At 43.5% G+C, this 19285-nt stretch carries 15 protein-coding genes; 14 read left to right on the top strand and 1 reads right to left on the bottom strand.

Annotation, left to right across the window (positions count from 1 at the left end):
- Positions 1–34: 34 nt before the first annotated feature.
- The 14 genes from purC (at position 35) to purB (ending at position 15306) form a co-directional block, all read left to right on the top strand.
- Positions 35–742 (top strand): phosphoribosylaminoimidazolesuccinocarboxamide synthase, encoded by a 708-nt coding sequence (gene purC / locus RWM06_RS03485; RefSeq protein WP_313970140.1) that lies wholly within the window; start codon positions 35–37, stop codon positions 740–742.
- 56 nt (positions 743–798) lie between these two features.
- The gene (locus tag RWM06_RS03480) at positions 799–4524 is read left to right on the top strand and encodes a phosphoribosylformylglycinamidine synthase (protein ID WP_313970139.1); all 3726 of its coding nucleotides are present in this window, start codon (positions 799–801) and stop codon (positions 4522–4524) included.
- A gap of 92 nt (positions 4525–4616) precedes the next feature.
- Entirely contained in the window at positions 4617–6059 is a 1443-nt protein-coding gene (gene purF / locus RWM06_RS03475) for an amidophosphoribosyltransferase (protein ID WP_313970138.1), read from the top strand.
- 38 nt (positions 6060–6097) lie between these two features.
- Positions 6098–7117 carry a phosphoribosylformylglycinamidine cyclo-ligase gene (gene purM / locus RWM06_RS03470; protein WP_313970137.1) on the top strand — a complete coding sequence of 340 codons (1020 nt, stop codon included), beginning with the start codon at positions 6098–6100 and terminating at the stop codon, positions 7115–7117.
- Positions 7114–7668, top strand: a complete 555-nt coding sequence (gene purN, locus RWM06_RS03465) for a phosphoribosylglycinamide formyltransferase (protein ID WP_313970136.1) — start codon at positions 7114–7116, stop codon at positions 7666–7668. Before purM ends, purN begins: the two co-directional genes overlap by 4 nt.
- 2 nt (positions 7669–7670) lie before the next feature.
- Positions 7671–8039, top strand: a complete 369-nt coding sequence (locus RWM06_RS03460) for a hypothetical protein (protein WP_240151451.1) — start codon at positions 7671–7673, stop codon at positions 8037–8039.
- Between the two features lie 43 nt (positions 8040–8082).
- The gene (locus RWM06_RS03455; protein WP_313970135.1) at positions 8083–8256 is read left to right on the top strand and encodes a hypothetical protein; all 174 of its coding nucleotides are present in this window, start codon (positions 8083–8085) and stop codon (positions 8254–8256) included.
- A 26-nt stretch (positions 8257–8282) separates the two neighbouring features.
- Positions 8283–9830: a bifunctional phosphoribosylaminoimidazolecarboxamide formyltransferase/IMP cyclohydrolase gene (gene purH, locus RWM06_RS03450; RefSeq protein ID WP_313970134.1), complete on the top strand. Its 1548-nt coding sequence runs from the start codon at positions 8283–8285 to the stop codon at positions 9828–9830.
- 10 nt (positions 9831–9840) lie between these two features.
- Entirely contained in the window at positions 9841–10497 is a 657-nt protein-coding gene (locus tag RWM06_RS03445) for a hypothetical protein (protein ID WP_313970133.1), read from the top strand.
- A gap of 189 nt (positions 10498–10686) precedes the next feature.
- On the top strand, positions 10687–11949 hold the full coding sequence (gene purD, locus RWM06_RS03440; protein WP_313970132.1) for a phosphoribosylamine--glycine ligase: 1263 nt from the start codon (positions 10687–10689) through the stop codon (positions 11947–11949).
- A 191-nt stretch (positions 11950–12140) separates the two neighbouring features.
- Positions 12141–12629 (top strand): 5-(carboxyamino)imidazole ribonucleotide mutase, encoded by a 489-nt coding sequence (purE, locus tag RWM06_RS03435; RefSeq protein ID WP_049522371.1) that lies wholly within the window; start codon positions 12141–12143, stop codon positions 12627–12629.
- Entirely contained in the window at positions 12616–13707 is a 1092-nt protein-coding gene (gene purK / locus RWM06_RS03430) for a 5-(carboxyamino)imidazole ribonucleotide synthase (RefSeq protein WP_313970131.1), read from the top strand. The genes purE and purK overlap by 14 nt, the downstream gene beginning before the upstream one ends.
- 9 nt (positions 13708–13716) lie before the next feature.
- Positions 13717–13944: a phosphoribosylaminoimidazole carboxylase gene (locus RWM06_RS03425; protein ID WP_313970130.1), complete on the top strand. Its 228-nt coding sequence runs from the start codon at positions 13717–13719 to the stop codon at positions 13942–13944.
- A 63-nt stretch (positions 13945–14007) separates the two neighbouring features.
- Complete coding sequence (gene purB, locus RWM06_RS03420) at positions 14008–15306, top strand: adenylosuccinate lyase (protein WP_313970129.1); 1299 nt, start codon at positions 14008–14010, stop codon at positions 15304–15306.
- Positions 15307–15361: 55 nt separating this feature from the next.
- On the opposite strand, the gene strH is transcribed toward purB, so the two are convergent.
- Positions 15362–18937 (bottom strand): LPXTG-anchored beta-N-acetylhexosaminidase StrH, encoded by a 3576-nt coding sequence (gene strH / locus RWM06_RS03415; protein WP_313970128.1) that lies wholly within the window; start codon positions 18935–18937, stop codon positions 15362–15364.
- Positions 18938–19285: the final 348 nt, after the last annotated feature.

The following is a 19285-nucleotide window of genomic DNA, read 5'->3' as shown; positions in this document are numbered from 1 at the left end:
ATGTGCTCAAGTAATACGAAAGGCGAACTTTAAAATGTCAAAACAATTGATCTATTCGGGAAAAGCTAAAGATATCTATACAATTGAGGATGAAAATCTTATTATTTCAACTTACAAGGACCAGGCGACTGCTTTCAATGGTGTCAAGAAGGAGCAGATTGCAGGTAAGGGAGTGTTGAATAATCAGATTTCATCTTTTATTTTTGAGAAATTAAATGCGGCTGGTGTGGCGACTCACTTTGTGGAGAAACTTTCAGATACAGAACAACTCAATAAAAAGGTTGAGATTATTCCTTTGGAAGTCGTGCTCCGCAACTACACGGCTGGTTCCTTTTCAAAACGTTTTGGTGTGGATGAGGGAATCGCCTTGGAGACCCCGATTGTCGAATTTTACTACAAAAATGATGATTTGGATGACCCATTTATCAATGACGAGCATGTGAAATTTCTACAAATTGCAGATGACCAGCAGATTGCCTACTTGAAGGAAGAAACTCGTCGAATCAATGAACTCTTGAAAGCTTGGTTTGATGAGATTGGGCTTAAGTTGATTGACTTTAAGCTAGAGTTCGGTTTTGATAAGGATGGAAAGATTATCTTGGCAGACGAATTTTCACCAGATAACTGCCGCTTGTGGGATGCGGATGGCAACCACATGGATAAGGATGTTTTCCGTAGGGGACTAGGTGAATTAACCGATGTTTACGAGATTGTTTGGGAAAAGTTGCAGGAATTGAAATAACAACCTCAAGGCTGTTTGGGAACATTGCAAGAGCTGAAATAAAGGAATAAGAATTGATGGATAAACGTATTTTTGTTGAAAAAAAGGCTGATTTTCAGGTCAAGTCAGAGAGTTTGGTTAGAGAACTCCAGCACAACTTGGGACTTTCAAGCTTGAAAAGTATTCGCATCGTGCAAGTTTATGATGTATTTGACTTGGCAGAGGGCTTGTTTGCACCTGCAGAGAAGCACATTTTCTCTGAGCAGGTGACAGACCATGTTTTGGACGAAGTTGCTGTGCAGGCGGATCTTGCCAACTATGCTTTCTTTGCGATTGAAAGTCTACCTGGGCAATTTGATCAGCGTGCGGCATCTTCACAGGAAGCCTTGCTTTTGCTGGGAAGTTCGAGTGATGTGACAGTCAATACAGCCCAACTTTACTTGGTCAATAAAGACATTGATGCGACTGAGTTAGAGGCGGTCAAGAACTACTTGCTCAATCCAGTTGATTCTCGTTTCAAGGACATCACGACAGGGATTGTCAAGCAGGAATTTTCTGAGTCAGACAAAACCATTCCTAAATTGACTTTCTTTGAAAGCTATACAGCAGAAGATTTTGCTCGCTACAAGGCCGAGCAGGGCATGGCAATGGAAGTGGATGATTTGCTCTTTATCCAAGACTACTTTAAGTCAATCGGGCGCGTGCCAACTGAGACGGAACTCAAGGTTTTGGACACTTACTGGTCTGACCACTGCCGTCATACGACTTTTGAGACAGAGTTGAAAAACATCGACTTCTCAGCTTCTAAATTCCAAAAGCAATTGCAGTCAACATATGACAAGTATATTGCCATGCGTGATGAGTTGGGACGTACGGAAAAACCACAAACCTTGATGGATATGGCGACTATTTTCGGTCGTTATGAGCGTGCTAATGGGCGGTTGGACGATATGGAAGTGTCAGACGAGATTAACGCTTGCTCTGTTGAAATTGAAGTGGATGTCAATGGTGTGAAAGAGCCATGGCTCCTCATGTTCAAAAATGAAACCCACAACCACCCGACAGAAATTGAGCCATTTGGTGGTGCTGCTACCTGTATTGGTGGAGCCATTCGTGACCCATTGTCAGGTCGCTCATATGTCTACCAAGCTATGCGTATCTCAGGTGCAGGTGATATTACAGCACCAATCTCTGAAACGCGTGCTGGTAAATTGCCACAACAGGTCATTTCTAAGACAGCGGCTCATGGTTATTCTTCATATGGTAACCAGATTGGGCTTGCGACGACCTACGTTCGTGAGTATTTCCATCCAGGCTTTGTAGCTAAACGCATGGAGCTAGGTGCTGTTGTCGGTGCGGCTCCTAAGGGCAATGTGGTCCGTGAAAAACCGGAAGCTGGTGATGTCATTATCCTCCTTGGAGGTAAGACTGGACGTGATGGTGTCGGTGGTGCGACAGGCTCTTCTAAGGTTCAAACAGTTGAGTCTGTAGAGACTGCTGGTGCTGAGGTTCAAAAAGGGAATGCTATCGAAGAACGCAAGATTCAACGTCTGTTCCGTAATGGTGATGTCACTCGTCTTATCAAGAAGTCTAATGACTTTGGAGCAGGTGGTGTCTGTGTAGCTATTGGTGAATTAGCAGACGGTCTTGAAATCGACCTTAACAAAGTGCCTCTTAAATACCAAGGCTTGAATGGTACCGAAATTGCCATCTCTGAATCTCAAGAACGGATGGCTGTGGTGGTTCGTCCTGAGGATGTAGATGCCTTCGTTGCGGAATGTAACAAAGAAAATATTGATGCTGTTGTGGTTGCGACAGTGACGGAAAAACCAAATCTGGTTATGCACTGGAATGGTGAAACAATTGTCGACTTAGAACGTCGTTTCCTTGATACCAATGGTGTACGAGTGGTTGTCGATGCCAAGATTGTGGACAAGGATGTCAAACTCCCAGAAGAACGCACAACAAGCGCTGACACACTTGAAGCAGATACCTTTACGGTTCTATCTGACCTCAACCATGCGAGTCAAAAAGGCTTGCAAACCATTTTTGACTGTTCGGTCGGTCGTTCAACGGTCAATCACCCACTTGGCGGTCGCTATCAACTCACTCCAACTGAGGCATCTGTACAGAAATTGCCAGTTCAACACGGTGTGACTCATACTGCGTCAGTCATGGCTCAAGGTTTCAACCCATATGTAGCTGAATGGTCTCCATACCACGGTGCTGCTTATGCGGTGATCGAAGCTACAGCTCGTCTAGCAGCAACAGGTGCCAATTGGTCTAAGGCTCGCTTCTCTTACCAAGAGTACTTCGAGCGCATGGATAAACAAGCTGAGCGTTTTGGTCAGCCAGTAGCTGCTCTTCTAGGTTCTATCGAAGCTCAGATTCAGCTTGGCTTGCCATCTATCGGTGGGAAGGACTCTATGTCTGGTACCTTTGAAGAATTGACGGTGCCACCAACCTTGGTTGCTTTTGGAGTGACAACAGCAGATAGCCGTAAGGTGCTCTCTCCAGAATTTAAAGTTGCTGGGGAAAACATCTACTACATCCCAGGTCAAGCTCTTGCTGCAGAGATTGATTTTGACTTGATTAAGTCTAATTTTGCTCAGTTTGAAGACATTCAAGCTGGTCACAAAGTGACATCTGCATCAGCTGTCAAATATGGTGGTGTGGTTGAAAGTTTGGCACTTGCTACTTTTGGAAATCATATCGGTGCAGAGGTAATCCTGTCTGAACTTGAAAGTTCTTTAACGGCTCAATTAGGCGGCTTTGTCTTCACGTCTCCTGAAGAAATCGCTGGAGTGGAGAAAATCGGGCAAACGAGCGCAGACTTTACACTGACTGTCAACGGTGTGAAGCTAGATGGACACAAGCTTGACAGTGCTTTCCAAGGAAAACTGGAAGAAGTTTACCCAACAGAATTTGCCCAAGCGAAAGAGCTGGCAGAAGTACCAGCTGTGGTATCAGATGTTGTGATTAAAGCAAAAGAAAAGGTTGAAAAACCTGTGGTTTACATCCCAGTCTTCCCAGGCACCAACTCGGAATATGACTCAGCTAAGGCATTTGAGAAAGAAGGTGCAGAGGTTAACTTGGTGCCATTTGTGACCTTGAATGAAGAAGCCATTGTCAAGTCAGTTGAAACCATGGTTGACAACATCGGTAAGGCTAACATTCTCTTCTTTGCAGGTGGATTCTCAGCTGCGGATGAGCCAGATGGTTCAGCCAAGTTTATCGTCAACATCCTTCTCAATGAAAAAGTCCGTGTGGCTATTGATAGCTTTATCGTCCGTGGTGGCTTGATTATCGGTATCTGTAATGGATTCCAGGCCTTGGTCAAATCAGGTCTTCTTCCGTACGGAAACTTCGAGGATGCTAGCAGTACGAGCCCAACCCTCTTCTACAATGATGCCAACCAACACGTGGCCAAGATGGTGGAAACTCGGATTGCCAATACCAACTCACCATGGTTGGCTGGGGTGCAAGTGGGCGATATCCACGCTATTCCTGTTTCGCATGGTGAAGGGAAATTTGTCGTGACGGCTGAGGAATTTGCGGAGCTCCGTGACAATGGACAAATTTTCAGCCAATATGTTGACTTTAACGGCAAACCAAGTATGGATTCTAAGTACAATCCAAATGGTTCTGTCCATGCCATCGAAGGAATTACTAGCAAGAATGGCCAAATCATCGGTAAGATGGGCCACTCAGAACGTTATGAGGACGGTCTTTTCCAAAACATCCCAGGAAATAAAGACCAGCACCTGTTCGCGTCGGCGGTTAAATATTTCACTGGAAAATAAGACTTGCAGATTTTCTAATAGATAGTATTAGTAATGTAAAAGTCATGTAGATTTATCTCTTGACGATTGCAAATGAAAATTAGGTATAAAAAATGACATACGAAGTAAAATCTCTTAATGAAGAATGTGGTGTTTTCGGTATCTGGGGACATCCAGATGCTGCTAAATTGACCTATTTTGGTCTCCACAGTCTTCAGCACCGTGGTCAGGAGGGGGCAGGAATCCTCTCCAATGATCAGGGACAATTGAAGCGCCATCGTGACATGGGACTTTTATCAGAAGTCTTCAGAAATCCTGCTAATTTGGATAAATTGACGGGAACTGGTGCGATTGGTCACGTGCGTTATGCGACTGCTGGCGAAGCTTCTGTAGATAATATCCAGCCCTTCCTCTTCCGTTTTCACGATATGCAGTTTGGGTTGGCTCATAATGGAAATCTGACCAATGCAGCCTCTCTCAAGAAAGAACTGGAACAAAGAGGAGCGATTTTCAGCGCGACTTCGGACTCGGAAATCTTGGCTCACCTCATTCGTCGGAGTCACAATCCGAACTTGATGGGCAAAATCAAAGAGGCGCTCAGCCTTGTCAAAGGTGGCTTTGCCTATATCTTGCTGTTTGAGGACAAGTTGATTGCGGCTCTTGACCCCAATGGTTTCCGTCCACTTTCTATCGGGAAAATGGCCAACGGAGCGGTGGTGGTTTCCTCTGAAACCTGTGCTTTTGAGGTTATTGGTGCTGAATGGATTCGTGATTTGAAGCCAGGTGAGATTGTGATCATTGATGACAAGGGAATCCAGTATGATAGCTATACAGATGATACCCAGTTAGCAATCTGTTCTATGGAGTATATCTATTTTGCTCGCCCTGATTCTAATATCCACGGTGTCAATGTCCATACGGCTCGCAAACGTATGGGTGCCCAATTGGCGCGTGAATTTAAGCATGAGGCAGATATCGTGGTCGGTGTGCCCAATTCTTCCCTCAGCGCGGCTATGGGATTTGCGGAAGAGTCAGGGCTACCAAATGAAATGGGCCTCATCAAGAACCAATACACCCAACGTACCTTTATCCAACCGACTCAAGAATTACGGGAGCAAGGGGTACGGATGAAATTGTCTGCAGTTTCTGGTGTTGTCAAAGGCAAGCGTGTTGTTATGATTGATGACTCTATTGTACGAGGAACAACTTCTCGTCGTATCGTTCAGCTCTTGAAAGAAGCGGGTGCGACTGAAGTTCACGTTGCTATTGGTAGCCCAGCGCTAGCTTATCCATGTTTCTATGGAATTGATATCCAGACCCGTCAGGAGCTAATTGCGGCTAATCATACGGTCGAAGAAACTCGCCAAATCATTGGGGCGGATAGCCTGACCTATCTTTCTGTTGAAGGTTTGATTGATTCGATTGGGATTGAAACAGATGCGCCAAATGGTGGACTCTGTGTCGCTTACTTTGACGGTGACTACCCAACTCCTCTCTATGACTACGAAGAAGACTATCGTAAAAGTTTGGAAGAAAAGACAAGTTTTTACAAGTGAGTTACTGAGATTCTCCATAAAAGAAAAGGAATAAATAAATGACAAAAAATGCTTATGCCCAGTCGGGTGTGGATGTTGAAGCGGGTTATGAAGTTGTTGAACGGATCAAAAAGCACGTGGCTCGTACGGAGCGTGCAGGTGTCATGGGAGCTCTGGGTGGCTTTGGTGGTATGTTTGACCTTTCAAAGACTGGGGTTAAAGAACCCGTCTTGATTTCAGGAACTGATGGTGTCGGAACCAAGCTCATGCTGGCTATCAAGTACGACAAGCACGATACCATCGGTCAGGACTGTGTGGCCATGTGTGTCAATGATATCATTGCTTCAGGTGCGGAGCCCCTCTATTTCCTTGACTACGTAGCAACTGGCAAGAATGAACCAGCTAAGCTAGAACAAGTGGTTGCTGGTGTGGCAGAAGGTTGTGTACAGGCAGGTGCCGCCCTCATCGGTGGAGAAACGGCTGAAATGCCTGGCATGTACGGCGAAGATGACTATGACTTGGCTGGTTTTGCGGTCGGTGTGGCTGAAAAATCTCAAATCATTGACGGTTCAAAAGTGGCAGAGGGAGATGTTCTTCTCGGACTTGCTTCAAGTGGGATTCATTCCAATGGTTACTCTCTCGTCCGTCGTGTCTTTGCGGATTACACAGGTGAGGAAGTCTTGCCAGAATTGGAAGGCAAGCAACTCAAGGAAGTTCTTCTTGAGCCGACTCGTATCTATGTCAAGGCTGTTTTGCCACTCATCAAGGAAGAGTTGGTCAACGGCATTGCCCACATCACTGGTGGTGGCTTTATCGAAAATGTCCCTCGCATGTTTGCAGCTGACTTGGCTGCTGAGATTGAAGAAGACAAGGTTCCAGTTTTACCAATTTTCAAAGCCCTTGAAAAATACGGTCAGATCAAACACGAAGAAATGTTTGAAATCTTCAATATGGGTGTGGGACTTATGCTAGCAGTTAGCCCTGAAAATGTAAGTCGTGTCAAGGAATTGTTGGATGAACCAGTCTATGAAATTGGTCGCATCGTCAAGAAAGAAAACGAAAGTGTCATCATCAAATGAAAAAAATAGCGGTTTTTGCCTCTGGTAATGGCTCAAATTTTCAGGTGATTGCCGAAGAGTTTCCGGTGGAGTTTGTCTTTTCAGACCATCGTGACGCCTATGTGCTCGAGCGTGCAGACAAGCTCGGCGTTCTGTCCTATGCTTTTGAACTCAAGGAGTTTGAGAGCAAGGCAGACTACGAAGCAGCTCTTGTCGAACTCTTGGAAGAACACCAGATTGACTTGGTTTGTCTAGCAGGCTACATGAAAATCGTTGGGCCAACTTTATTAGCAGCTTATGAGGGCCGAATTATCAACATTCATCCAGCCTACCTGCCAGAATTTCCAGGAGCTCATGGGATTGAAGATGCTTGGAATGCTGGTGTTGACCAGTCTGGCGTGACCATTCACTGGGTGGATTCCGGAGTGGATACAGGAAAGGTCATCAAACAAGTACGTGTACCACGGTTGGCTGATGATACCATTGAAAGTTTTGAAACTCGGATTCATGAGGCAGAGTACAAGTTGTATCCGGAAGTGCTGGATAGTTTGGGAGCGGAGAGGAAGAAATGATTATGGACCAATACTATATGGAGTTAAAGAATAAGTTATCTAACAGACCAATCCTACTGGATAATACTAATGATTTTCTTTTTGTTTTAGTAAATACAGTGAAAGCTATGATAGAAAATACTGATAAAAGTCAGCTTTCAGAGTTAGATAAAATTTTAGACGGTGTCACAAGTCAAGAATTAAAACTTGCCTATGATTTTTGTCAAGGGAAATTCGGTCAATCAGGTTTTTCTTATCGTAGGCATCCGAATTATTTTTATTTGTCCAGTTTAATTGCGACTTTTCCAGAATTTGAGTTGTCTAAAGCAGACCGAGATTATCTCAAAGGAATCATAAATTTTGATAACTACCTTTTATATGAGTTAGATTAGTCTTTAATCACCTCAAAACCCTATTTATTCAAAAGGAGGAAAAATGACAAAATGGTTAGAAACACTTGCTTTGATCACCTTAGCAGTGATTTTACGCTTACTGGTTAATTTCTTATTCCCTGAGATTCCCTATTGGGGGAGATTTTTACTGACAGTAATTTTGGGAGTTTTGGTAATCGTCTCCCTATACTTTATGAAAAGAAAATTACGTAGGTAGAAAGTTTGAACATGAAAGGAAGAAAAATGACTAAACGAGCACTTATTTCAGTCTCAGATAAAGCGGGCATTGTTGAATTTGCCCAAGAACTCAAAAAACTTGGTTGGGAGATTATCTCGACAGGTGGAACTAAGGTTGCCCTTGACAATGCTGGGGTGGACACCATTGCTATCGATGACGTGACTGGTTTTCCAGAGATGATGGACGGTCGCGTCAAGACTCTCCACCCAAATATCCACGGAGGTCTCTTAGCTCGTCGTGACTTGGATAGTCACTTGGAAGCAGCTAAGGACAATCAGATTGAGCTCATAGACCTTGTTGTGGTCAACCTTTACCCATTCAAGGAAACAATCCTCAAACCGGATGTGACTTACGCGGATGCTGTGGAGAATATCGATATCGGTGGACCATCTATGCTTCGTTCAGCAGCTAAAAACCATGCTAGCGTAACAGTTGTGGTAGACCCTGCTGACTATGCAGTGGTTCTTGACGAATTGTCAGCAAATGGTGAAACTACTTATGAAACTCGACAACGTTTAGCAGCCAAGGTTTTCCGTCACACAGCGGCTTATGATGCCTTGATTGCAGAATACTTCACAGCTCAAGTGGGCGAAAGCAAACCTGAAAAACTCACTTTGACTTATGACCTCAAGCAAGCTATGCGCTATGGGGAAAATCCTCAACAGGACGCGGACTTCTACCAAAAAGCTTTGCCGACAGACTACTCGATTGCATCCGCTAAACAGCTTAACGGGAAAGAATTGTCCTTCAACAATATCCGTGATGCGGATGCTGCTATCCGTATCATCCGTGATTTCAAAGATCGTCCAACCGTTGTGGCTCTCAAACACATGAACCCATGTGGAATCGGTCAGGCTGATGACATCGAGACTGCTTGGGACTACGCTTATGAGTCTGACCCAGTGTCTATCTTTGGTGGTATCGTTGTTCTTAACCGTGAGGTGGATGCTGCGACAGCTGAGAAGATGCATGGTGTCTTCCTTGAAATCATCATAGCACCAAGCTATACGGATGAGGCGCTAGCTATTTTGACCAATAAAAAGAAAAACTTGCGTATCCTTGTCTTGCCATTTGATGCTCAAGAGGCTAGCGAAGTGGAAGCAGAATATACAGGTGTTGTCGGTGGACTTCTGGTGCAAAACCAAGACGTTGTCAAAGAAAGTCCAGCTGACTGGCAAGTGGTGACCAAACGCCAACCAACAGAGACAGAAGCGACAGCTCTTGAGTTCGCTTGGAAGGCTATCAAGTATGTCAAATCAAACGGAATTATCGTGACCAACGACCACATGACACTGGGTGTTGGTCCAGGTCAAACTAACCGTGTGGCTTCCGTACGTATTGCCATTGACCAAGCCAAAGACCGCCTTGACAGCGCTGTGCTTGCTTCCGATGCCTTCTTCCCATTTGCGGATAATGTGGAAGAAATCGCAAAAGCAGGTATCAAGGCCATCATCCAGCCAGGGGGCTCAGTCCGTGATCAAGAATCCATCGAAGCTGCTGACAAATATGGCTTGACCATGGTCTTCACAGGCGTGAGACATTTTAGACATTAGGAGATTATTTATGAGAAATGTCAAGAATAAAAATATTCATGGGAATGTAAGTAATGTTGATAATTCCACAAATATAAAACAGACGACAAATATATTTCATACGAATGTAATGACTAAAGTCAATACAGGAAGCTCGACCAGTGATAATTCTGAGATTATGTGGATTATTATTTCGCTATTTGTAATATCTCTATTTATATTATTTATTAATCCCGTTAGGAATTTTCTTAACAACAACATTATTTTTATATGGACTTATCTTGTCATTGCTTCAATAGCTCCTTTATTTTATATATTTTATAAATCGGGAGAATATAGATTGAAGAATGCTATAATTGCTCTAGTCCAAACTACTATCGTGATAAGTGCTAATATAATAAACCAAAATATAAAATTCCCTGAACAACTGATAGACTATTTGAATCAATTTTCCAACGGGAAATTAGATAACCTTGTGAATGTTCTAATTAGTTATTTCCAAGATGGCAACAGTAAATTTTTCTTGTATCTATTATTATATATTGTTTGTTATGTAATGTCGATATTATCACCGCTTGTAGTTGGATATAACACTTTTAAATTTAAAAAAATACCTAATGTCATACCGTGGATAGCTTTAGTAATTTCAATATTGTTTTCATACTTTGGTATAAAAATATTACAATGATTAATGATAGCTATAATTAAAACTCGGAAGAACCGCTCTTCACAGGCGTGAGACATTTTAGACATTAAGAACACTAAAGGGAAGAAAACAGTTTCTTTCCTTTTTTGCGTAAAAATGCGGAGTAAAACAAGATTAAAACGAACGTTTATGTTATAATGTTAGTAAATAATTCGCAAAAGAGGTTGAGAAATGAAACTGCTTGTTGTCGGTTCGGGTGGTCGTGAACATGCGATTGCTAAGAAGTTGCTTGAGTCAAAAGACGTTGAAAAAGTCTTTGTAGCTCCTGGGAATGACGGGATGACTCTGGATGGTCTGGAATTGGTAAACATCTCTATTTCCGAACATTCTAATTTGATTGACTTTGCAAAGGCCAACGATATCGCTTGGTCCTTCATTGGTCCAGATGACGCCCTTGCGGCTGGTATCGTGGATGATTTCCATGCAGCTGGTCTCAAAGCCTTTGGTCCGACAAGATTGGCAGCGGAGCTGGAGTGGTCCAAGGATTTTGCCAAGGAAATCATGGTCAAATACGGCGTTCCGACAGCAACCTATGGCACATTCTCAGACTTTAAGGAAGCCAAGGCCTATATCGAAAAGCATGGTGCGCCTATCGTAGTCAAGGCAGATGGCTTGGCGCTTGGGAAGGGTGTCATCGTTGCTGAGACGGTTGAGCAAGCGGTCGAAGCCGCTCATGAGATGCTTTTGGACAATAAATTTGGTGACTCAGGTGCGCGTGTGGTTATTGAGGAATTCCTTGAAGGAGAAGAGTTCTCTCTCTTTGCCTTTGCCAATGGCAATAAGTTCTACATCATGCCGACAGCTCAGGACCACAAACGTGCCTATGATGGCGACAAGGGTCCTAACACGGGCGGTATGGGTGCCTATGCGCCAGTTCCTCACTTGCCAGAGAGTGTAGTTTCCACAGCGGTTGAGACTATTGTCAAACCAGTCCTAGAGGGGATGATTAAAGAAGGTCGTCCGTATCTTGGTATCCTTTACGCAGGGCTTATCCTGACAGCAGATGGACCTAAAGTTATCGAATTCAATGCTCGGTTCGGGGATCCTGAAACACAGATTATCTTGCCTCGTTTGACTTCTGATTTTGCGCAAAATATCACGGATATTCTGGATGGCAAGGAGCCGAAGATCACGTGGCTGGACAAGGGTGTGACTCTGGGTGTAGTTGTCGCATCCAATGGTTACCCGCTAGACTATGAAAAAGGTGTCAAGTTGCCAGTAAAAACCGACGGCGATATCATCACCTACTATGCAGGGGCTAAGTTTTCGGAAAATAGCAGAGCACTGCTATCAAACGGTGGACGTGTCTATATGCTCGTTACCACAGCAGACACCGTCAAAGAAACCCAAGATACCATTTACCAAGAGCTTGTCCAACAACAAACAGAAGGTTTCTTTTACCGAACAGATATCGGAAGCAAGGCAATTAGATAAAGATATAAGAAAAAGCGACGCAGTCGCCAAATACGATAATGGTCGCCGTGGTGAAAAGATCAGAACAGTATCTGTTCTGTTCGGGGGAAACTTTGAGACCTTAGGCTCAAAGTTTAGGAATGAAACCGAAGATTTGCTTCCGTTCCTTACAACCTAAGGTGATTGTTGAAAAAGAGGAAAAAGGAGAAGAAATGAAACCCGTAATTTCCATTATCATGGGCTCAAAATCAGACTGGGCAACCATGCAAAAAACCGCAGAAGTCCTAGACCGCTTCGGCGTTGCTTACGAAAAGAAGGTTGTCTCTGCCCACCGTACACCTGATCTCATGTTCAGACATGCCGAAGAGGCTCGTAGCCGTGGCATCAAGGTCATCATCGCAGGTGCGGGAGGTGCAGCCCATTTACCAGGAATGGTAGCTGCCAAAACAACCCTTCCAGTCATTGGTGTGCCAGTCAAATCTCGTGCCCTTAGTGGCGTGGATTCACTCTATTCCATTGTGCAGATGCCAGGTGGTGTGCCAGTCGCAACTATGGCTATTGGTGAAGCAGGTGCGACCAACGCTGCCCTCTTCGCTCTCCGTCTCCTATCAGTAGAGGATCAGTCTATCGCGACAGCATTGGCAGATTTCGCAGAAGAACAAGGAAAAATCGCAGAGGAGTCTACAAATGAGCTCATCTAAAACAATCGGAATTATCGGTGGCGGTCAGCTGGGTCAAATGATGGCTATTTCTGCTATCTACATGGGCCACAAGGTTATCGCGCTGGATCCTGCGGCTGATTGCCCAGCCTCTCGCGTAGCGGAAATCATTGTGGCGCCTTATAATGATGTTGACGCACTTCGTCAATTGGCAGAGCACTGTGATGTTCTCACTTATGAATTCGAAAATGTTGATGCAGATGGTTTAGATGCTGTCATCAAGGATGGTCAACTCCCTCAAGGGACCGACCTGCTCCGTATTTCGCAAAATCGCATCTTTGAAAAGGACTTTTTGTCAAACAAGGCTCAAGTAACGGTGGCACCTTACAAGGTTGTGACTTCTAGCCAAGACTTGGCAGATATTGACCTGTCGAAAGCCTATGTCCTCAAGACTGCAACTGGTGGCTACGATGGGCATGGACAGAAGGTTATTCGCTCAGAAGCAGATTTAGAAGAAGCCTATGCGTTAGCTGACTCAGCAGCCTGCGTTTTAGAGGAATTCGTCAATTTTGACCTTGAAATTTCTGTCATCGTGTCAGGAAATGGCAAGGATGTGACAGTTTTTCCAGTTCAGGAAAATATCCACCGCAACAACATCTTGTCTAAGACTATCGTGCCTGCTCGCATTTCAGAAAGTCTGGCTGACAAGGCTAAAGCTATGGCAGTGCGAATCGCTGAACAGCTCAACCTATCTGGAACCCTTTGCGTGGAAATGTTTGCGACAGCTGATGACATCATTGTCAACGAGATTGCCCCACGACCACACAACTCTGGGCACTACTCTATTGAAGCTTGTGACTTCTCCCAGTTTGATGCCCATATTCTGGGTGTTCTGGGGACACCATTACCAGCTATCAAACTACATGCACCAGCAGTCATGCTCAATGTTCTCGGTCAGCATGTCGAGGTCGCCGAAAAATATGTCACAGAAAATCCAAGCGCCCACCTCCACATGTATGGTAAAATAGAAGCGAAGCACAACCGCAAGATGGGACATGTGACTTTGTTTAGTAATGAACCAGACAATGTGGTTGAGTTTGGGAAAGGGATAGATTTTTAGGACAAGTCTATGATACAAATTATCGTTAACGCTTTTGTTGAAAAGGATAAAACTGGAGCAGTCGTGGAAGTCTTGTATGCTAGTGCTGACCAAGATAAGGTACAAGCTAAATATAAAGAACTAACTGCACAATACCCTGAAAACTATTTAGCTATCTATAGTTTACCGCTGGATACGGATTTGAATACACTAGATCATTATCCGTCTGTGTTTATTGGGAAAGAGGAGTTTGAGTAGAAATCTTGCTTTACCTAGATAGTTTATTCCCAACAGCTTTAGAAGAAAGGAAAAATTAACAACATGATCGACCGTTACTCTCGCCCTGAGATGGCGAATATTTGGAGTGAAGAAAATAAATACCGTGCTTGGCTTGAGGTGGAAATCTTGGCTGATGAAGCATGGGCTGAGTTGGGGGAAATCCCTAAGGAAGATGTGGCTTTGATTCGCGAGAAGGCGGACTTTGACATCGACCGTATTTTGGAGATTGAGCAGGAGACGCGCCACGATGTGGTGGCTTTCACACGTGCGGTTTCTGAGACACTTGGTGAGGAACGCAAGTGGGTTCACTATGGTTTGACATCTACCGACGTAGTGGATACGGCCTACGGTTACCTCTACAAGCAGGCCAACGACATCATCCGTCGTGACCTTGAAAACTTCACCAACATCATCGCTGATAAGGCTAAGGAGCACAAGTTCACCATCATGATGGGGCGTACCCACGGTGTGCACGCTGAGCCTACAACTTTTGGTCTTAAATTGGCAACATGGTACAGCGAAATGAAGCGCAATATCGATCGTTTCGAGCATGCGGCTGCTGGTGTTGAGGCTGGTAAGATTTCTGGTGCTGTTGGTAACTTTGCCAACATTCCACCATTCGTTGAGCAATACGTCTGCGACAAATTGGGTATTCGTGCTCAAGAAATCTCAACACAGGTCCTTCCTCGTGACCTTCACGCTGAGTACTTTGCAGTTCTTGCTAGCATCGCGACTTCAATCGAACGTATGGCAACGGAAATCCGTGGGCTTCAAAAATCAGAACAACGCGAAGTAGAAGAGTTCTTTGCTAAAGGGCAAAAAGGTTCTTCAGCTATGCCTCACAAACGCAACCCAATCGGCTCTGAAAACATGACAGGTCTTGCACGTGTTATCCGTGGTCACATGATTACAGCTTATGAGAACGTAGCCCTCTGGCACGAACGTGACATTTCACACTCATCAGCTGAGCGTATTATCACACCAGATACGACCATTTTGATTGACTACATGCTTAACCGCTTTGGAAATATTGTTAAGAATTTGACAGTCTTCCCAGAAAACATGATCCGCAACATGAACTCAACTTTCGGTCTTATCTTCAGCCAACGTGCTATGTTGACCTTGATTGAAAAAGGGATGACCCGTGAGCAAGCTTATGACTTGGTGCAACCAAAAACAGCCTACTCTTGGGATAACCAAGTAGACTTTAAACCACTTCTTGAGGCAGATACAGAAGTAACATCACGCCTCACACAAGAAGAAATTGATGAAATCTTCAACCCTCTTTATTACACTAAACGAGTGGAGGATATCTTTGACCGCCTCGGACTTGGTGATTAATTAAAAAATAAACAGCGATCTTCAATCTCGCTGTTTATTTTTTTATCGAAAAGACTTAGTCTTCTTTTCTTTTAGTGAGTCCATAGGCTGCTAGTGTAGTCATGAGTCCTGCGACTACTAGTCCTGCAGAATCGTGACTTCCTGTTTCAGGAAGTTCTTTCTCTGTTGCCACAGGAGCTGGACCTTGAGGAAGAGCTTTGTTTTCCTCCGCAGGAGCAGTTGATGGAGCTGGTTGGCTTGGGATTTCTAGTTTTGGTTTTTCTTCAGCAATAGCGGCTTGTCCGCTTTCATCGCCTACATGTGTTACGAGAGCACCGACTTCAACCACTTGGTTCACAGCTTCTTTGGTTACCTGGCTATCAAGGACTGTTTCTGTTGTTTTTCCATTTTCAGTAAGGACAGAGATGTAATGAGTTCGTTCACCTTTGACTCCTGCTGTAATAATATTTTGCTGACCAGCTGGGAGGTTAGGATTTTCTTTATTGATAACTTCAAATGGGATTTCTTCAGTTCTTGTGATGAGTTCTGGTCTGGTTTCAACATTGGCAGCCACTTCATTTTCATCCAGACTTCCTGAGTGAGTTGCAGCTGGTTTGAGACCTAAGCGAGCGGCTTTTAAGTTGGCTACAAGTGTGTCAAGCTCAGCTTGTTTATTACGGTTGAGGTTGTAATTTAGAGCTGTTTTAGCTGCACTTAGGGCATCCAAGCTTTCCTTGCTGTATCCTTCTAAGTTTTCAGGAATTTTAGCTAATTCTTCGCGGAGAGCATTATAATTAGCTCGGAAGTAGTCTTTGTTGTGGTCTGCAAAGGCAGTCATAAGTTCAAAGATTTCCTCTTCCTTGTACTCAGCGCTTGGTTTATCTGCCCAGATAGCAAGCATACTTCCAACTGTTGGAAGGTCTACTTCAGGATATTTGATAGAAGCTAGTTGATTGAATGGAACTTTACCAGAATTTTCAACTGCTTTTGAAAGAGGGTAAGCTTCATCTTGTTTGTGATTGCCTATAACATAATACCAGTCACCGTTGGTATTCAAGAACTTATAACCTTTGCTTGCTAGGTATTGAGGTGATGCGAGGTTGTAGCCCCACCAACCTTTAGACCAGTAAGAAATCAAGACATCTTTGTCAAACTGAACATCGTCCTTGTCCTCATAGTAGAAGCCATCGTTGAAGGCCATTGGTTGAAGCCCTCTTTCTTTGGCCATAGCTGCGAGGGTGTTGGCATATTCGGCAAACTTGCCATAGAGTTGATACCATTTGAGGTAGTACCAGCCTTGGGCACTAGTCGCATCGTTAGCATATTCGTCAGTACCAAAGTTGAAAATCTTTGTTTTACCTGCAAAGAAGTCCATGTATTTACCGATGAGGGTTTTTACAAAGTTCATCGCTTCTTCGTTTCTCAAGTCCATAGTTGTTTTGGAGACTTTGTCAAAGTGGGCTTGAGGATTTTTAATACCCAATTTTTCCATGGCAACGAGCATAGCATCCATGTGACCTGGGCTGTTGATAGCTGGGATGAGACCGATACCCTTAGATTTAGCGTATTCAATTAGTTCTGTCACTTCTGCCTGTGTAAGCGAAGTCCCATTTGGATCGTCGTAGTAAGCTTTTGTTCCTTGGATGATGGCATTTTTGACATCATCACTTGAATAGGTTTTTCCGTTAGCAGTGATGGTCATATCATCGAGTAGGAAGCGAAGTCCGTCATTTCCTAGAAGGAGATGAACATCAGAATATCCGAGCTCACTGGCCTTATCTACGATGCGTTTGAGCTGATTAAGAGTAAAGTATTTGCGTCCAGCATCGATTGAAATCACCTTGTTTTTGACAAGTTTTTCAACTTCACGTTTAGCATCTTCTTCTTTTTGAGCTTCTGGTGTGAAGGTCAAATTGCTGACTGCTTCTTGAAGTTTTGCAATAGCTTGGTCAATCGTGTCTTGTTGGGCACGACTGAGGTTGCTATCAAGTGAACGGATGACTTTTGCCGCTTCGTTAACTGCTGCGACGCTTTCTGCAGTATAACGGTTAAGGTCTTTTGGTACCTCGTTAAGTGCTTGTTCTGCAGACTCATAATCAGCTGCGAAGTATTCAGCATTAGAATTTGCGAATTGCCGCATGAGTTTGAAGAGGCGTGATGGTGAATAACGTGCAGATGGAGTGTCAGCCCAAGCAGCTACCATACCACCGATGAATGGAATAGTTGCTCCGTCGGATTTTGGTACCGAAGTGATTGGAGTGTTCTTGATACCGTTTAATCCTTGATCAAGGTTGTACCAACCTTGGCCATCTGCATTTCGCCCAAGAACATAGTACCAAGCATCGTTAGTGTTTAGGATTTGGTGACCTTTTTCTACTAGAAGTTTAGAAGAAGCGACGTCGTAACCTCCCCAGCCACCAGTCCACATTGAAACGATGATATCTTTGTCGAAAGTTCCGAAGCTAGTATCACTATTGTAGTAAATACCATCATTGAAGGCCATTGGTTTTAGACCGTGCGATTTTACAATACGAGCTAGGTCATTGGCGTAGGCAATAAATTTTTCATATCCTTTTACAGGGTAGCCTTCGTTTGGATAGTATTTATCAGCTTGAAGAACGCTCCAACCTTTAGCGTTTGTTGCATCATTGGCATATTCATCAAGTCCGATGTTGAAGATTTCAGTCTTTTTCGCGAAATAAGCAGCATATTTATCGATAAGGGCTTTTGTAAAAGCGACTGCTTGTTCGTTGTCAAGATCTACGGTACGGGCTGATTCCTTCCCAAAATAGCTAAAGTTAGGTTTTTGGATTCCCAATTCTTTCATGGCATTGAGGATAGCATCCATGTGACCAGGACTATTTACTGTCGGAATGAGACCGATGCCTTTATCTTTGGCATAGTTAATTAGATCTGTCATTTGACTTTCTGTTAAGTGATTGCCGTTTGGATCGTTGTAATAATCATTTGTACCTTTTTCAATGGCACGTTTGACATCGTCACTCGCATAGGTTTTGCCGTTAGCTGTGATGCTCATATCGTCCAACATGAAGCGGAGCCCATCATTTCCAACTAATAGGTGTAAATCAGTGTAGCCATAATGTTTCGCTTTATCGATGATTTCCTTGAGCTGTTCTGGTGAGAAATATTTACGTCCAGCATCAATAGAAACAATTTTCTTTTTCGCTAGCTTTTCATTAGTTTGAGTGGCACGTTCAGTAGTCGGAGCGAGTACAGCAGGAGTAGCAGGCTCGTTTTTCTTCTCAGCATTGGCACTATCTGAACTTTTTTTCACTTGAGTTGTGTTTTCTGATTCCGTAGTAGGAGCTGGGCTGGTATGTTCTGTTACTACCGGTGCTACCGCATTGTCTGTTTTTGGAACAACTGTGTTAACAGTATCTTTTTCAGTTTTAACTTCCTCTTTTATAGTTTTATCAGCTTGTTTTACAAGTTTTTCTTCTTTATCTTGAATTGGTGCTTCTGATGCTTGTGGGCTATCCGGCACAGCTTGCAAAGTTTCAGTAGCTTTTGGTGCTGGTGTGAGTCCATCTGCAGATACGACTTGCGCACTGAAGGTAAATCCTATCAGTACAGAAGCTGCTCCGACTGCATACTTGCGAATCGAGAAACGCTGTTTCTTGTCTAGTTTCATGATAAAACCTCCTTGATACAACTATTTTGATAACGTTTACATAAAACCAATTTAATTTTATTATCTATATAGTAAAAAGTCAAGTAAATTTATATAATAACTATAACAAACGGAGTAAATCATAAGATTTTGGAAATAACAACTTATATAAGAAGGTAAAATTAAGGAAAAATCAGTGATTTTTAACTTGTTTTTAGTAAAAGTGCTACAAATTAAATAAAGATATTTAATAGCGTTTTCATAGTCGCTTTTTCGCGCTATAATATATATATAGAAAAAGCCTGAGCAAGGCTCCAATGTCATTAAGTTAAGAAATTCAAATACAATTCTGTATTTGGGTTTCTTTTT

The organism is uncultured Streptococcus sp. (assembly GCF_963516575.1).
GTDB lineage: Bacteria > Bacillota > Bacilli > Lactobacillales > Streptococcaceae > Streptococcus.
Note: the sequence above shows the minus strand (reverse complement) of the source record. Positions and strands in the feature narration are given on the sequence as shown.

What these genes read in the sequence shown, in the direction of transcription:
- purN (WP_313970136.1), top strand. Translation starts at nt 7,114, where the DNA reads ATGAAAAAAATAGCGGTTTTTGCCTCTGGTAATGGCTCAAATTTTCAG.
- purF (WP_313970138.1), top strand. Translation starts at nt 4,617, where the DNA reads ATGACATACGAAGTAAAATCTCTTAATGAAGAATGTGGTGTTTTCGGT.
- purM (WP_313970137.1), top strand. Translation starts at nt 6,098, where the DNA reads ATGACAAAAAATGCTTATGCCCAGTCGGGTGTGGATGTTGAAGCGGGT.
- purE (WP_049522371.1), top strand. Translation starts at nt 12,141, where the DNA reads ATGAAACCCGTAATTTCCATTATCATGGGCTCAAAATCAGACTGGGCA.
- RWM06_RS03445 (WP_313970133.1), top strand. Translation starts at nt 9,841, where the DNA reads ATGAGAAATGTCAAGAATAAAAATATTCATGGGAATGTAAGTAATGTT.
- RWM06_RS03425 (WP_313970130.1), top strand. Translation starts at nt 13,717, where the DNA reads ATGATACAAATTATCGTTAACGCTTTTGTTGAAAAGGATAAAACTGGA.
- RWM06_RS03480 (WP_313970139.1), top strand. Translation starts at nt 799, where the DNA reads ATGGATAAACGTATTTTTGTTGAAAAAAAGGCTGATTTTCAGGTCAAG.
- RWM06_RS03455 (WP_313970135.1), top strand. Translation starts at nt 8,083, where the DNA reads ATGACAAAATGGTTAGAAACACTTGCTTTGATCACCTTAGCAGTGATT.
- purC (WP_313970140.1), top strand. Translation starts at nt 35, where the DNA reads ATGTCAAAACAATTGATCTATTCGGGAAAAGCTAAAGATATCTATACA.
- purH (WP_313970134.1), top strand. Translation starts at nt 8,283, where the DNA reads ATGACTAAACGAGCACTTATTTCAGTCTCAGATAAAGCGGGCATTGTT.
- purD (WP_313970132.1), top strand. Translation starts at nt 10,687, where the DNA reads ATGAAACTGCTTGTTGTCGGTTCGGGTGGTCGTGAACATGCGATTGCT.
- strH (WP_313970128.1), bottom strand. Translation starts at nt 18,937, where the DNA reads ATGAAACTAGACAAGAAACAGCGTTTCTCGATTCGCAAGTATGCAGTC.
- purK (WP_313970131.1), top strand. Translation starts at nt 12,616, where the DNA reads ATGAGCTCATCTAAAACAATCGGAATTATCGGTGGCGGTCAGCTGGGT.
- RWM06_RS03460 (WP_240151451.1), top strand. Translation starts at nt 7,671, where the DNA reads ATGGACCAATACTATATGGAGTTAAAGAATAAGTTATCTAACAGACCA.
- purB (WP_313970129.1), top strand. Translation starts at nt 14,008, where the DNA reads ATGATCGACCGTTACTCTCGCCCTGAGATGGCGAATATTTGGAGTGAA.